Origin of the sequence: Acidisoma sp. PAMC 29798, assembly GCF_030252425.1 — a bacterium.
Classification (GTDB): Bacteria; Pseudomonadota; Alphaproteobacteria; order Acetobacterales; family Acetobacteraceae; genus Acidisoma; species Acidisoma cladoniae.
In genome coordinates this window covers 580,124-595,039 of record NZ_CP126994.1, presented here as the reverse complement: position 1 = coordinate 595,039, position 14,916 = coordinate 580,124, and the positions used below count along the sequence as shown (strand labels likewise).

General features: G+C 63.9%; 14 protein-coding genes. 6 read left to right on the top strand and 8 right to left on the bottom strand.

Features of this window, described 5'->3' with window-relative positions; translation table 11 throughout:
* Positions 1-2: 2 nt before the first annotated feature.
* The 8 genes from araH to ytfQ form a co-directional block, all read right to left on the bottom strand.
* Positions 3-1,001 (bottom strand): L-arabinose ABC transporter permease AraH, encoded by a 999-nt coding sequence (gene araH, locus QP803_RS02925; protein WP_284946181.1) that lies wholly within the window; start codon positions 999-1,001, stop codon positions 3-5.
* A gap of 30 nt (positions 1,002-1,031) precedes the next feature.
* Complete coding sequence (gene araG / locus QP803_RS02920) at positions 1,032-2,561, bottom strand: L-arabinose ABC transporter ATP-binding protein AraG (protein WP_284946180.1); 1,530 nt, start codon at positions 2,559-2,561, stop codon at positions 1,032-1,034.
* Positions 2,558-3,565: an arabinose ABC transporter substrate-binding protein gene (locus QP803_RS02915; RefSeq protein ID WP_284946179.1), complete on the bottom strand. Its 1,008-nt coding sequence runs from the start codon at positions 3,563-3,565 to the stop codon at positions 2,558-2,560. The genes araG and QP803_RS02915 overlap by 4 nt, the downstream gene beginning before the upstream one ends.
* A gap of 122 nt (positions 3,566-3,687) precedes the next feature.
* Positions 3,688-4,464 carry a FadR/GntR family transcriptional regulator gene (locus QP803_RS02910; protein WP_284946178.1) on the bottom strand — a complete coding sequence of 259 codons (777 nt, stop codon included), beginning with the start codon at positions 4,462-4,464 and terminating at the stop codon, positions 3,688-3,690.
* Entirely contained in the window at positions 4,445-5,431 is a 987-nt protein-coding gene (gene yjfF / locus QP803_RS02905) for a galactofuranose ABC transporter, permease protein YjfF (protein ID WP_284946177.1), read from the bottom strand. The genes QP803_RS02910 and yjfF overlap by 20 nt, the downstream gene beginning before the upstream one ends.
* A complete protein-coding gene (locus tag QP803_RS02900) occupies positions 5,428-6,441 on the bottom strand; it encodes an ABC transporter permease (protein ID WP_284946176.1) in 1,014 nt (337 codons plus the stop codon). Before QP803_RS02900 ends, yjfF begins: the two co-directional genes overlap by 4 nt.
* Positions 6,438-7,949 carry a sugar ABC transporter ATP-binding protein gene (locus QP803_RS02895; protein WP_350356058.1) on the bottom strand — a complete coding sequence of 504 codons (1,512 nt, stop codon included), beginning with the start codon at positions 7,947-7,949 and terminating at the stop codon, positions 6,438-6,440. The genes QP803_RS02900 and QP803_RS02895 overlap by 4 nt, the downstream gene beginning before the upstream one ends.
* A gap of 90 nt (positions 7,950-8,039) precedes the next feature.
* The gene (gene ytfQ / locus QP803_RS02890; RefSeq protein WP_284946174.1) at positions 8,040-9,008 is read right to left on the bottom strand and encodes a galactofuranose ABC transporter, galactofuranose-binding protein YtfQ; all 969 of its coding nucleotides are present in this window, start codon (positions 9,006-9,008) and stop codon (positions 8,040-8,042) included.
* 167 nt (positions 9,009-9,175) lie between these two features.
* Here ytfQ and QP803_RS02885 point away from each other — a divergent pair, with 167 nt between their 5' ends.
* The 6 genes from QP803_RS02885 (at position 9,176) to QP803_RS02860 (ending at position 14,857) form a co-directional block, all read left to right on the top strand.
* The gene (locus QP803_RS02885) at positions 9,176-9,529 is read left to right on the top strand and encodes a helix-turn-helix domain-containing protein (protein WP_284946173.1); all 354 of its coding nucleotides are present in this window, start codon (positions 9,176-9,178) and stop codon (positions 9,527-9,529) included.
* Positions 9,526-9,930 (top strand): type II toxin-antitoxin system VapC family toxin, encoded by a 405-nt coding sequence (locus tag QP803_RS02880; RefSeq protein WP_284946172.1) that lies wholly within the window; start codon positions 9,526-9,528, stop codon positions 9,928-9,930. The genes QP803_RS02885 and QP803_RS02880 overlap by 4 nt, the downstream gene beginning before the upstream one ends.
* 109 nt (positions 9,931-10,039) lie before the next feature.
* The gene (locus tag QP803_RS02875) at positions 10,040-11,842 is read left to right on the top strand and encodes a DEAD/DEAH box helicase (protein WP_284946171.1); all 1,803 of its coding nucleotides are present in this window, start codon (positions 10,040-10,042) and stop codon (positions 11,840-11,842) included.
* Positions 11,843-11,923: 81 nt separating this feature from the next.
* Entirely contained in the window at positions 11,924-12,877 is a 954-nt protein-coding gene (gene gshB, locus QP803_RS02870) for a glutathione synthase (RefSeq protein ID WP_284946170.1), read from the top strand.
* A gap of 4 nt (positions 12,878-12,881) precedes the next feature.
* Positions 12,882-13,733: a lysophospholipid acyltransferase family protein gene (locus QP803_RS02865; RefSeq protein ID WP_284946169.1), complete on the top strand. Its 852-nt coding sequence runs from the start codon at positions 12,882-12,884 to the stop codon at positions 13,731-13,733.
* Entirely contained in the window at positions 13,730-14,857 is a 1,128-nt protein-coding gene (locus QP803_RS02860) for a mechanosensitive ion channel family protein (RefSeq protein WP_284946168.1), read from the top strand. Before QP803_RS02865 ends, QP803_RS02860 begins: the two co-directional genes overlap by 4 nt.
* Positions 14,858-14,916: the final 59 nt, after the last annotated feature.

Sequence of the window (14,916 nt, the reverse complement as noted above, 5' to 3'; positions counted from 1 at the left end):
CTTTATCGAATGACGGAAGCGGCGCGCCCCGTCTTCCAGCGATCGAACAAAACCGCGAGCAGCAGAATGCCACCGCGCACGAGGTATTGGTAGAAGGTGGGCACGTTCAGCAATCCCATCGCGTCCTGCACGCAGCCCATGATCAGCACGCCGACGACGACGCCCGATATGCTCGCGATGCCGCCTGAGAGTGACACACCGCCCAGGACGCAAGCGGAAATGACGCCGAGTTCCAGGCCGATCGAGGTCTTCGGATCGCCCAAGCCCATGCGCGACGCGAGCAGCGTGCCCGCGAAACCGGCGAGCAGGCCCTGCAAAACGAAGACGAGGATACGAATGCGATCGACAGGCAGGCCGGCGAGACGCGCGGCCTCCACATTGCCGCCGATCGCCAAGACGTCTCGACCGAACACCGTGTAGTTCAGCACGATGCCGAACACGACGAAGCAGGCGAACATGACCCAAACCGGCGCGGATAGGCCGAGGAAGGAATAGGAAGCGAGGCTGAAGAAGCCGGGCGCCAAAATCATCACCGCATCGCCGCCCGAGGTGATGTAGGCGAGACCGCGCACGATCTCCATCGCCGCCAGCGTGGCGATGAGGGAGTTGACGCCGAACTTCGCGACCACGACGCCGTTGCAGAAGCCGACCGCGCCACCCGCCAGCACGCCGATGAGGATACCGAGTGGGGCGCCCAGTGAATCCGCTGCCACCGAGGCGACGACACCGGCAAAGGCGACGGTGGAGGCGACCGACAGATCGACCTCCCCCAAGGCCAGCACCAGCATCATGGTCGCGGCGATGGTGCCGGTGAGCGTGACGGACAGCAGCAGACCCACGACATTGCCGCGCGTCATGAAGTCCGGCACCAGAACGGCCAACAGCACGACGAGGATGAGGAAGACGAGCACGATGCCCGACTGCTGCATGACGCGCCGCAGCGCGTTGCCGCCACGGGACCGGCGCGGGAGAGATACGTCTTCGGTGGTCACAGGCTGCATGATCAGGCTTCCGATTGAGAGGGCCGCGCCCTATTGGGGCAGAGCCATGGCGAGCAGCATCTCGGGCGTCGCATCATCGCGCAGAACCTCGCCCACGATCCGGCCTTCCCGCATGACGACGATGCGGTCCGAAATCGACATCACTTCGGGCAGATCGCTGGAGACCACGATAATGCCGCGGCCTTCCTCGGCCAGGGTATAGAGGATGTCATAGATCTGGCTCCGGGCGCCGACATCGATACCGCGCGTCGGCTCATCCAGCACCAGCAGATCGATGGTCTCGGCCAGCCAGCGGCCCAGGATGACCTTTTGCTGATTGCCGCCGGACAGGTTGCGGATGGCGGTGCGACCGCTCGGCGTGCGGATGCCCAGACGCTCGATATAGGTCTTGGTCGTCTCGTCTTCCCGCGCCCGGTTGACGAAGACACTGCCGAGGGCGATGCGCCGCCGGACGCTGACATTGATATTGTCGCCGACCGAGGCAATGGGAAAGATGCCCTCGGACTTCCGGTCCTCAGGGCACATCGCGACGCGCTGGCGTATAGCGGAGCGCGGCGAGCCGAGGCGCATCGGCTTGCCATCCAGCTGCACGCGGCCGCCGGTCGGCTTGCGTGCGCCACAGAGAAGACGCATCAACTCTGTTCTACCGGCACCGACGAGGCCGAAGAAACCCAGCACCTCCCCGCGACGCAGCGAGAAGCTCGCGGGCGCGGTGACGCCGGGACCGATCAGCCCTTCGACCTCCAGCAGCGTCTTGCCGAAAGGCCGGCTGCGATGGCCGTATATATCCTCGATCGAGCGGCCGACCATTTCGCGCACCAGACTGGACTGATCGACATCCGCCATCGTGTTGTGCACGGCGACGCAGGCGCCATCACGAAAAACGGTGACGGCATCACAAATCTCAAAGACTTCGGCCATGCGGTGGGTGACGTAGATGATGGCACGGCCATCATCGCGCAGGCGGCGGATGATGCGCTTGAGGTTTTCAATCTCCCGCGCCGAAAGGCTGCTGGTCGGCTCATCGAAGGCGATCACCCGCGCATCGCGCAGCAGCGCCTTGCCGATCTCGACCATCTGGCGCTGCCCGATGGAGAGGCGGGACACCAGCATGTCAGGCTCGATATCCTCACCGAGATCGCGCAGTGTGCCTAGCACCTGACGGCGCAGGGCGCCCCGATCAACGAAGCCCATGTGGCGGGGCACATGGCCCAGCATCAGGTTTTCCGCGACGCTCAGCGCCGGCACCAGATGCAGTTCCTGGTAGATGATGGCTATGCCAGCCTGCAGGGCATCGGCTGCCGAGCGGAATGTCAGCGTCTGGCCATCCAGCGTGATGGTACCGGCGGCGGGAATGTTCACGCCGCTCAGCACCTTCAGCAAGGTTGATTTTCCGGCGCCGTTCTCCCCCATCAAGGCATGGACCGAGCCGCGTTCTACGGCCAGATCCACGCCCTTCAGCGCCTTCACGCCGGGAAACTCGACCGTGATGCCACTGAGGGAGAGAAAGGGAGCCGCCGCCCCGGAAACCGGAGCGGCGACGGTGGTGGCGAGACTCATATACCCAACTGCTGCTTCACTTGCTGCCAGTTGTCACGGGTCATCAAGCGGCCTGTGGTCTGGGTATCCGCCGGCGGCTGCTTGCCGTCCTTGATCCAGGCGACGAGATTCTCAAAGCTCTGGCGACCATGCATGGTCGAACTCACGGCGATGGTGCCGTAGAAACCCGTCGCCGTCGGCTTGGAGAATTCCGAGAAGGCTGCGCCGGTGCCGTTGATGCCAACGCCGATGACATCGGTCGGCGGAAGATGGAAGGCTTCGCTCGCGCGCACGCCACCCAGCACCGATTCCTCGTTCAGGGCGTAGATCACCCATTTCTTAAAGTTGGCATGCCGCGCGAAGACCGGGCTCGCTGCCGTCTCCCCGCCTTCGGTGTCCGTCGTGCGCTGCGGCGCGTCGAAGATATTGGCCTTGTCGAAGCCGCCGGCGATCAGCGCGTCGGTGGCGCCATTGGTGCGCTGAACGGCGGTCGGCAGTTCCGCGTCAGAGATGCGCAGGGCCGCAACCTCAGACGGATTCCAGCCGCGCTTCTTCATCTCGGCGACGATCGTCTGGCCGACCTGAAGGCCGATCTTGTAGCCAGACATGCCCAGATGCGGCACCTGCGGCATCGGCTTGCCATCGAGGCCGAGGAACTGGTCATCGACCGTGACCACCTTCATGTTCTGCGCCGTGGCGCGCGCGTAGATCGCCGGCCCCAGCTTCACATCCGGCGGGCAGATGACGAAACCCTTGGCACCCTGGGCCGCCAGGTTGTCGATCGCGCTCATGACCATTTCGCCGTCACTGCCGGCGAGCTTCACGACGATGACGTCCATCTGCTTCCCGGCGGTCGCGGCGGCAGCCTGCTCGTTGATGAACCAGGCCTGCTCTGGCATCTTGACGATGAAGCCAACCTTGATCGGCGCATCTGCGGCGGCGATTTCAGGCGCGAAAATGGCCGTCAGGCTGGCGGCAAATCCGGCGGCGCTCAATTGGCCAAAGCGGCGTCTTGTCGGTGTCATGGCATTCCCCTCATGCGGGCATTCTTGCCCGTCCAGCCTCGGTTTAATCAGAAGTGGCATACGCGACCAATACTATTCCGAGTGTTTCTCATATCAATATGGGCATGGAATAGGGAGGCAAATTAGAGTCCGAAATCCCGCATGGCGATATTGGCAATGATCGCGTCACTCGATCCACGGATATTGGTCCAACCGCGACGGATCACCACGATCATCGCGTCCGCCGCCGCCTGCGCATCGCGATCCGCAATCGCTACCACCACGGCGCCATGCTCGGCATGCGTCACGCTTTCCGCCGTGCGGTCGTTGTTCGGCGCGCTGATGGCGAAGGAGGCCGCGAGCGCCGTTCGGATCAAGGCACCGATCGATTGCAGAAAGGGATTGGACGACGCTTCCAGGATATAAAAATGGAAGGCGACATCGGCCTCCGCGAAGGCGGTCGCATCGGTGCCTGCTCGCACCATCTCGGCCAGCAATTCCCGCAGACGGGCGATCTGTGCGTCGCTGCGCCGTGCGGCCATGAGGGATGCCGCCAGCGGCTCGAAGGCCTGGCGCATTTCAAATAGCCGCGCGAGGAAGTCGCGGTCCACGCCCGCCTGCAAGCGCCAACCGAGGATTTCGGCGTCGAACATGTTCCAGTGGCTCTGATCCAGAACGCGTGTGCCAACCTTGGTCTTGGCGACGATCAGACCCTTGGCTGCAAGTGTCTGCAAGGCTTCCCGCAACGGCGTGTTGGAGACGCCGAAGCGATGCATGAGGTCGTGTTTGGCGGGCAGGATGGTGCCGACCGCGAATTCGCCCGACATGATCGCCATGCCGATCCCGCGCAGCACGATGTCATGCGCCGAGCGGCGACGTGGCCTGCGAATAGCCGGTCGGTCAGTGGCCAGTGCGGACACGTCGTCTACTCGTCAATGCCAGCAAGACCCGTTGCAACAGAATGAAGCCGAACAGCAAGCCACCAATCATGATCTTGGTCCACCAGCTCGACAAGGTACCGTCGAAGGTGATGTAGGTCTGGATCAGGCCCTGAATGAGCACACCGATCAAGGTTCCAGCCACAAAGCCGTAGCCGCCCGAGAGAAGCGTGCCGCCAATGACCACCGCCGCGATGGTGTCAAGTTCGACGCCGACGGCCGCCAGGGAATAGCCGGCCGAGGTGTAGAGGGAAAAGACGATGCCCGCGACGCCGGCACAGAGACTCGACAGCGTATAGATCAGGATCGTCGTCCGGGCGAGGTTGATGCCCATCAGCTCGGCGGATTGGCGATTGCCGCCCACCGCATAGACCGAGCGTCCGAAGCGCGTGAGATGCGCGATGATGATACCCACCACGAAGACCAGAAGCATGACGATGCCGATCAGCGACAATCGGCCGTGATGCGGCAGATGGATCGAGATATCGTTCAGCCAGGTATAGAGCGGCGCGGTGATGGGAATGGAGTCGGTCGTGAGCACCGAACTCAATCCGCGCGCGAAGAACATGCCCGCCAGCGTCACGATAAAGGGCGGAATGGAAAAATAATGGATGATCGCGCCCATCACGGCGCCAAAGGCCGCCGAGATCATCAAGACGCAAACAAAGGCCAGAAGCGGCGGCATATGCAGGTTCTGGATGACGAGGGCCAAAAAGACGCCGCTGAAAGCGACCACGGCGCCGACCGAAAGGTCGATCCCGCCCGAGATGATGACGAAGGTCATGCCCACGGCGAGAATGCCGAGGAAGCTGTTATCGGTCAGAAGATTGCCGATGACCCGGAAGGACGCGAAGGCCGGGTATTGCACCACACAGGCGCCATAGCCGATGCAGAAGATCAGGACCGTCAGGATCAGCGGCAGGTGGCGCGCCCGAATGCCGCCGATCACGACGCAACCCTCCGCCGCATGGAGCGTATGCCGCGCAGCATGGCCGGCGACTGGAGCAGAAGTACCACGAGCACAACGACAGCCTTGACGATGAGGTTGAATTCCGGCTGGAAGCCGGACAGCAGAATGCCGGTGTTCATCGCCTGGATGATGAGCGCACCGATGACGCTGCGCACTAGGCCGAAGCGGCCCCCAAGCAGCGAGGCGCCGCCCAGAACCACGGCCAGAATGGCATCCAGCTCTGTCCATAAGCCGACATTATTGGCATCCGCGCCGCGAATGTCGGCGGCAGCGATAATGCCCGCCATGCCGGCGCAAAGGCCGGACCAGACATAGACGCTGACCGTCACGACCCGCGTCTCGACCCCCGCATAGCGACTTGATAGCGCATTGGCGCCCGTCGCCTCGATCAGCAGGCCAAGCGCCGTCCATCGCACGAGGGCGATGGTGATGAGCAGCACGAGCGCCGCGATGACGATCGGCAGCGGGATGGCCAAAAGGCTGGAACTCGCTACCCCGATCAGATGCACATCGTCGAAGGTGACGATCTGACCACCGGTGATGAGCTGCGCGATGCCGCGCCCCGCGACCAGCAGGATAAGGGTCGCGACGATCGGCTGGATGCGAATGATGGCCACCAGGAAGCCGTTCCACAAACCGCAGAGGCCGCCGAGTGCAAGCGCCAGGGCGATGGTTTCCCATAGGGGCACATTGCTGTTGATCAGCACCGCCGCGAAGGCGCCCGAAATCGCCATGATGGCACCGACGGAGAGATCGATGCCACCCGTCGCGATGACCAGGGACATGCCGATGGCAAGCAACGCCACCGGCGCACCGTGATAGAAGACGTCGATGACGCTGCCGAACAGCCGGCCGCTCTGCAGGCGAATGTTGAAGAACTGATGCGACACCAGCCAGTCGGCGCAGAGCACCAGGATCAGCGCCATGACTTGCGGCGCTGCGGGTCGCACCGACCGCAGGGCGTTACTCTTCAAACTCGGGCGGTTCATGGCAGCGTCTCAGCCTCGGCGGTGGGGGCCGCGATGGTGGCGACAATGCCGCCGACGCTGACCGCATCGCCGGACAACTCATCGACATGGCGCCGGTCGCGCAGCACGCGAACGCGGTCCGAATAGGTCACGATCTCCTCCAACTCGGAGGAAATCACCAAAAGCGCTAAACCGTTTTCGCAAAGCCCTTCGATCAGGCGGACGATCTCGGCATGGGCGCCGATATCGATGCCGCGTGTCGGCTCATCGAGAATGAGGAATTGCGGCTCCGTCGCCAGCCAGCGGGCGAGCAGCGCCTTCTGCTGATTGCCGCCCGACAGGGACTTGATGGGCGTTTCGGCATCGCGCGTGCGAATATCCAAGCGACGGATGAACTCATTCGCGATGCGGTCCTGCTCCGACCGGCGCAACGGTTTCAGCCAGCCCCGCCGCGCCTGCAAAGCGAGGATGATGTTTTCCCGTACCGAAAGATCGCCGACGATGCCTTCTGTCTTCCGCTCCTCCGGGCAATAGGCGAAGCCGGCGGCAATGGCGGCGCGCGGACTGGCGATGCGACACGGGCGGCCATTGATGGTGACGGTGCCACTATCGGCCCGATCGATGCCGAAGATCAGCTTGGCCGTCTCGGTGCGGCCGGAGCCCAGAAGGCCCGCGACGCCGACTACTTCGCCCCGCCGGATGGTCAGGTCGAAGGGCGCGATAGAGCCTTGGCGGCCATAGCCTTTGAAGGCGATGAAGGCATCGCCAGCTTCGCTCTGCGGCGCCTTCACACGATGCACGACCTCGGTCAATTCATGGCCGAGCATCATGGAAACCAGTTCCATGCGCGGCAGGCTGGCGGTGGCCTTGGTGCCGATCAGACGGCCGTTCCGCAAGACCGTAATGCGGTCCGAGATTTCGTAGACCTGATCGAGGAAGTGACTGACGAACAGGATGCCGATGCCGCGTGCCCGCAAATCCCGCATGATCACGAACAAATGCGCGACCTCGCCGGCGTCGAGGCTCGCGGTCGGTTCATCGAGAATGAGAACCTTGGCCGAGAAATCGACCGCGCGGGCGATGGCGACCAATTGCTGCACCGCCACGGAATAGTCCGACAGCGGCGCGCGCACATCGACGTCGATGCCATAGACTCGCATGATCTCAGCAGATCGACGCTGCATCGCAGCGAAATCGATCAAGCCGAAGCGGCGCTGTTGCCGGCCCATGAACAGATTTTCGGCGACCGAGAGATTAGGCAGGAGATTGACCTCCTGATACACCGTGCCGATGCCGAGGCGCAGCGCGTCAGACGGATTCTGCGGTCGAATGTCCACGCCGCCGAGCGTGACGGCGCCCTCATCCGGTTGCGCGACGCCTGTCACCAGTTTGATGAAGGTCGATTTTCCGGCGCCGTTCTCACCGAGCAGGGCATGGATTTCGCCCGCCTCAAGATCGAAATCGACGTGATCGAGCGCTTTGACGCCCGGAAAGGTTTTGGTCAGTCCTCGGGCGGACAGAAGAGGCATGGCCATCTTCCTCCCATCATAGCCAGTCACGATGTTCATAGAGTCTCACGCGGGGCGATATTCGCCCCGCGGAGATAGCAAAGCGCCAGATCAGTAGCCGAGATTCTTCTTTTCGTCGTATTCTGCCTGGGCATCGGCGGGCAGCAGCAGCTTGGACTTGGTCTGGATGAAGTGCGGCGGAATGGTGCCGTGCTCCTTGAAGGCGATCAACGCGTCGAAGGCCGGGCCCGCCATGTTGGGCGTCAGCTCAACAGAAGCATTATCCTCACCGGCCATCTGCGCCTTCAGCATATCGGGCACACCGTCGATGGAGACGACAAGGATGTCCTTGCCCGGCTTGAGGCCGGCTTCCTTGATGGCCTGGATGGCGCCCACGACCATGTCGTCGTTATGCGCGAAGACGGCGCAGATATTCTTGCCGTTATCTTCCGCCTTGATGAAGCTTTCCATCACTTCCTTGCCCTTCGCACGCACGAAGTCTCCGGTCTGGCTGCGGATGATCTTGATATTGTCGTGGCCGGCGATCGCCTGCTCGAAGCCCTTCTTGCGGCCGATGGCGGGGCTGGAACCGACGGTGCCCTGGATTTCGACGACATTGCAGGGCTTGGTGCCCACGGCGCCGACCAGCCAGGTGCCGGCGACATTGCCTTCATGGACGACGTCGGAGCCGACGGCGGTCAGATACAGGCTTGGGTCCTGGGTATCGATCAGGCGATCAAGCAGGATAACGGGGATATTGGCGTCCTTGGCTTCCTTGAGCACGGGGTCCCAACCGGTCGCGACGACGGGCGCCAGGAAGATCGCATCGACATTCTGCGCGATGAAGGCGCGGATGGCGCTGATCTGATTTTCCTGCTTCTGCTGAGCGTCAGAGAATTTGAGAGTGACGCCGTGCGCCTTGGCTTGTTCGCGCGTCACGGTGGTTTCGGCGGCGCGCCAGCCCGATTCCGAACCGATCTGCGAAAAGCCGACGACGAGCTGCGCGGCCTGAGCCTGCACGGCGCCGAGCGCGAGGGTGGCGCAGAGAGCGGTCGACGCGAGTATGGTTTTTAGGGTCATGCAATCCTCCTGGTGTTTCTGTTTCCGCGCCTGCATTTCCTGCCGGCGTTCAGTAGCGAAATGAACGATAGCGCAATCCCAATAGTAATAAAATAGCATTTATACATATAAATCGGTTTGATATCGTTCTATTGACAGCAAACGCTCATGTGGGATAGCTTTCACTCATGATCATCACGCCAGAGCAAATCCGTGCGGCCCGCGCTTTGCTTCGGCTGGACCAGGACGAGCTTGCCCGCCGGGCCCAGGTTTCGGTGGTGACCATACGGCGCATCGAAGCGGCCGAAGGCTCCGCCCGCGTGGCCGCCGCCACATTGGGCGGAGTGCGCCAAGCGCTGGAGGAAGCTGGCGTCCAGTTCATCATCGGCGGCGTCCGCCAGCGGCCGGAGCTCACTCCGGATCAGCAAGCCCGGTTTGAAGCCGCTGAGGCAATCAGTCTCCGCAGTGCGGAGGAACTGAGAGGGCGCGTTCTCCTCACGGATGATGACATGTACGATGAGAATGGTCTGCCTGCTGAGTGATTGTTGTCGATAGCTCGGCCCTGATCGCCATACTCCACCGAGACGTTGAGGCGAACTCCTTTCTGAACATCATGGTAGCGGCCGAAGGATGCCTGCTCTCCACAGTGGGCCTCGTGGAGACGAGTATCGTCTTAGCCGGACGGATGGGTAACGAAACGTCTTGGGTACTGCTGGAAGAGCTTTTCGTCGTTACCCGCGTGTCGATCGCAGAGCAGGATTACGCTCAGGCCGGTATCGCGCGGCACGCCTTCCTCCGCTATGGCAAAGGGCGGCACCCTGCGGCGCTCAATATGGGTGATTGCGCGGCCTATGCCCTCGCCAAGACGCTCGACTTACCGTTGCTCTTCAAGGGCAATGATTTCTCCCGCACCGACCTCGTTCCGGCGGCGGCGGCTGTCTGAGCAAGGCCGCTGTGCCGCGTGCAGGCCTCCCCTGTCACGCTTTTCCTACCGAAACCGACAGTTAATAGAGTAAGGGACCCGCTCACATCCGGCTGGATTCCTGCTTCTTATGCCCTTCCCGACCCTGAACCCCGCTTTGACGCGCGCTCTCGACGAGCGTGGCTATGCGGAACCCACCGCCGTTCAAGCTGAAATCCTTCAGGCCGAGGCAGGCCGGGATCTCCTGGTGTCCGCCCAAACCGGCTCCGGCAAGACCGTGGGCTACGGCCTCGCTTTCGCCGATACCTTGTTCGCCGGTGCCGAGCGCCTGCCCCAGGCAGGCCCGCCGCTGGCGCTGATCATTGCCCCCACGCGCGAACTGGCCCAGCAGGTTCATACCGAACTGACCTGGCTCTATGCCGCCGCCGGTGGGCGCGTCGTCGTGTGCGTCGGTGGCATGGACGCTCGCAGCGAAGCCCGCGCCCTGTCGCGCGGCGCCCATATCGTGGTCGGCACCCCCGGCCGCTTGAAGGACCATCTGGAGCGCCGCCAGCTCGACCCCTCGGCCCTGCGGGTCCTGGTGCTGGATGAGGCCGACGAAATGCTCGACCTCGGCTTCCGCGAGGAGCTTGAGTTCATCCTCGGCCAGGCGCCGGAAGAGCGGCGGACCATGCTGTTCTCGGCCACCATCCCGCGCGACATCGCCATGCTCGCCCGGCGCTTCCAGAAGAACGCGCTGCGCATCGACACCGTCGATCGCAATGCGCCGCATCAGGACATCGAATATCGCGGCATGAAGATCGACCCCAATCAGGTCGAGGCCGCGACGGTCAATACGCTGCGGCTGATCGATTCCCCCGCCATCATCTTCTGCGGCCGGCGTGACGGCGTGCGCGCCATGGCCGACGCCCTGATCGGGCGTGGCTTCACCGCAGTCGCCCTGTCCGGCGAATTGTCCCAGCAGGAGCGTAACAACGCCCTGCAGGCGGTGCGGGACGGTCGGGCACGGGTCTGCGTCGCGACCGATGTCGCGGCACGCGGCCTCGATCTGCCGGAACTCGGCCTCGTCATCCATGCCGATCTGCCGACCAACAAGGAAACCCTGCTGCATCGCTCCGGCCGCACCGGTCGCGCGGGCCGCAAGGGTATCTGCGTGTTGATGGTGCCGCATACGCGCCGCCGCCGGGCCGAGCAGTTGCTGTCTTCGGCCGGCATCACCGCGACCTGGAGCACGGCGCCCTCGGCCGACGATATCCGCGCCCAGGACCGCGCCCGGATGCTGGACGACCCCTTCATCGTCATTCCGCCCTCCGATGAGGATGGCGCTCTCGCCTATCAGCTCGCCGAGCGTTATGGCGCAGAGGCGATGGCGGCGGCCTATGTTCGCCTCCGCCGCACGGCCCTGCCCGCCCCGGTCGAAATCCTGGGCGCACGCTCGGGCAACGAGCCCGCATCGACCTTCACCCCGGCGCCCGATCGCGGCCCCCGCGATTACTCCGCCGGCCGCCCCGAGCGCAGCAACGAACCGCGCCCGGCTTTCTATGAGGCCGAGGGCGTGCCGATGGTCTGGTACAAGACCAGCGTCGGCCGCAAGAACAAGGCCGACCCGAAGTGGCTGCTGCCGCTGATCTGCCGCCTCGGCTCGGTCACCAAGCGCGAAGTGGGCGCCATCCGCATCACGGATAACGAGACGCGGTTCCAAATCACGGAAGCCGCTTCCGAGGCCTTCATGACCGCCATCCGCGATGCCGGCGAGAACGAGATCCGCATCGAGCAGGCAGACGGCCCGCCGACCGAGGCGCATAAGCCCCGCGAATTCAGCCGCGCCCGCTCGGCCCGGCCCGAAGGCGGGGACCGGCCGGACTATGCGCGCGCCAAGCCGCGCTTCAAGCCGGACAGCGCGCCGCGCAGCTACCGCAAGCGGTCGGTTTAAGCAGCCCGCTTTAAATCCGGTCCACTAGGCGGACCCGGGGCCGCCTTCTATGGTACGCCCTCTTAGCTGAGGGCGATGCCTATGTCTGGATCCTTGAAGGTCGGCGTCCAGATGGACCCGATGGAACCCGTCAACATCAATGCGGATTCGACCTTCGCGCTGATGTTGGAAGCGCAGGCGCGCGGCCATCGCCTGTGGCATTACGAAGTCCGCCACATGGCACTGCGCGGCCAGACGCTCACGGCCAGGGCTCATGCGGTAGAAGTCCGGCGGGAGATTGGCCGCCACTTCACCTTCGGCGAGATGGCGGAGATCAACCTCGGCGATATGGACGTGATCCTGATGCGCCAGGATCCGCCCTTCGACATGGCCTATATCAGCGCCACCCATATGCTGGAGCATATCCACCCCAAGACACTGGTGGTGAACGACCCGGCCGAGGTGCGCAACGCGCCCGAGAAGCTGCTCGTGGCCCATTTTCCCGACCTGATGCCGCCGACGCTGATCACCTGGGACCGCGAGGCCATCCGCACCTTCCGCGCCGAGTTCCACGACATCATCATCAAGCCGCTCTTCGGCAATGGCGGCGTGGGCGTTTTCCGCCTGAAGGAGGATGACGAGAATTTCGGCTCCCTCCTCGACAGTCATTTTTCGCGCTCGACCGAGCCGCTGATGATCCAGCGCTATGAGCCGGCCGTGCGCGCCGGCGACAAGCGCATCATCCTCGTCGATGGTGAGCCGATGGGCGCGGTCAATCGCGTGCCGGCCTCGGGCGATGCACGCTCCAACATGCATGTCGGCGGTCGGGCGGAAAAGAGCACCATCACGGCGCGCGAGCATGAGATCTGCGCCCGCATCGGCCCCTATCTGCGCGACCATGGGCTGCTGTTCGTCGGCATCGACGTCATCGGCGACTATCTGACCGAGATCAACGTGACCTCACCAACCGGATTGCAGGAAATCACGCGCTTCGACGGCATCAAGATCGAAGAGACGATCTGGGACCGAATCGAGGCGAAGGTCTTTCGCCGTTAAGATCGTGGCCGCGCCCGAACCGTCAGAGCGCAGCGCGCGCCTGCTCTCTTCGGACGGGTCCTGGCCCTGGGTGCCTCGCGTCAATGACGGTGTGCTCGTTACCCTAAGGGCCTTGGCTGCCGGGCTGTGGACCCTGGCCTGCGCGCCTGTCCAGGCGGTTTTTCTGGTCCTGCCCGGGCGGGGGAAGGCGTGGTTCGCCGCCGTCTACTGGGCCGGCATCTGCCGCGTGCTCGGCCTGCGCGTGCGGATCATCGGCGCCCCCTTGGCGCGCGGCCTGCCCGTCGTCTTCATTTCCAACCATTCCTCCTGGCTGGACATTCCAGCCCTCGGCTCCTGCTTGAAGGCCTGCTTCATCGCCAAGGGTGAGGTCAGCCGATGGCCCGTCATCTCCATCGTCGCCCGGCTCGGCCGCACGGTCTTCGTCAGTCGGAAGGCTGCCGGGGCTGCGCGGGAGAATACCGATATCCGCGCGCGGCTGGCGGCCGGCGACAGCCTGATCCTGTTCCCCGAAGGCACGACGTCGGATGGCGCGCGCGTCATGCCCTTCCGCTCGGCCTTCCTGGCCATCGCCGAGACCGGGCTGCCCCATATCCTGCAGCCCGTGTCGATCGTCTATGACGAGATCGACTGGCTGCCCGCCCGCCGCGCCGATCGGGCGCTGTTTGCCTGGTTCGGGGACATGGACCTCGCCAGCCACTTCAACCGTATCGCGCGCCACCGGGGCCTGCGGGTGACGATCATGCTGCATCCGCCGATCGAGCAAGCGCCAGGCATGAGCCGCAAACACTTGGCGCGGTCGGCCTGGGCACAGGTCGCGGACAGTGCCGCCGAGTTGCGGCGAAACCGCAGGCCGTGACGCACGAGACCTTGCGCGATGCCTTCGACCACCTCGCCTTAGCGCCCGCCTGGGTGTCCGCGCCGGTCTGGAGCACGCTGATCCTCATCGCTGCCGGTGCCGTCGGCCTCGTTCTGCACCGGCTGAGCCTGGTCCTGTTCAAGCGGCTGCAGCCGCCGCGCAAGGTCCGCACCTTTTTCGAGCTGTTCGTCGAAAACACACGCGGCCCCAGCCGCCTCGCCTATGTCGTCTTCCTGGTCGGCGCGGCGCTGCCCTCGGTCAGTTTCTCGGCCAGCACGACGATCGTGATCGCCCATATGCTGTTGGTGGGCTTTGTCCTGCTGGTCGGCTGGACATCGATCCGCGCGTCCGAAATCGGCGCGACGCTCTACCTGCATCGCTTCCGCACCGACGTCGATGACAATCTGCTCGCCCGCAAGCACCTGACGCAGGTTCGCATCCTGAAGCGCGCCGCCGATATCCTGATCGGCTTGGTCACGATCGGCGTCGCTCTGATGACCTTCGATGACGTGCGCCAATACGGGTTGAGCCTCTTCGCTTCGGCCGGCGCCGCCAGCTTGGTCGTGGGTCTCGCGGCGCGACCGCTGCTGACCAACCTCATCGCCGGCGTACAGATCGCCATCACCCAGCCCATTCGCCTGGAAGATGCGGTGATCGTGGAGGGCGAATGGGGCTGGATCGAGGAAATCACCAGCACCTATGTCGTGGTCCGGCTGTGGGATTGGCGGCGGATGGTGCTGCCGATCGCCTATTTTCTGGAAAAACCTTTCCAGAACTGGACGCGAGAATCCGGAGCCCTGATCGGCTCGGTGTATCTCTATCTTGATTACAGCGTGCCGGTGCAGGCGGTGCGCGACAAACTGAACGAAATCGCCGCCCAAAGCCCGCTCTGCGACGGCAAGGTCATCAACCTCCAGGTCAGCGACGCGCGCGATTCGGTCATCGAGTTACGGGCCTTGGTCAGCGCACGAACGGCGCCGCAGTGTTGGGATCTGCGCTGCGAGGTGCGGGAAAAACTGATCGCTTTCGTGCAGGCCGACTATCCGCATGCGCTGCCACATCTGCGGGTCGACTTCGGCAAGACCGCAACACCATCGTCATCCCCAGGCGCCAGACCGGTGTGACGATGCCCCGGCGGCATGGGTCCTGTGTGCGGGATGCTGCTGGACGAATAGTGCAGAGC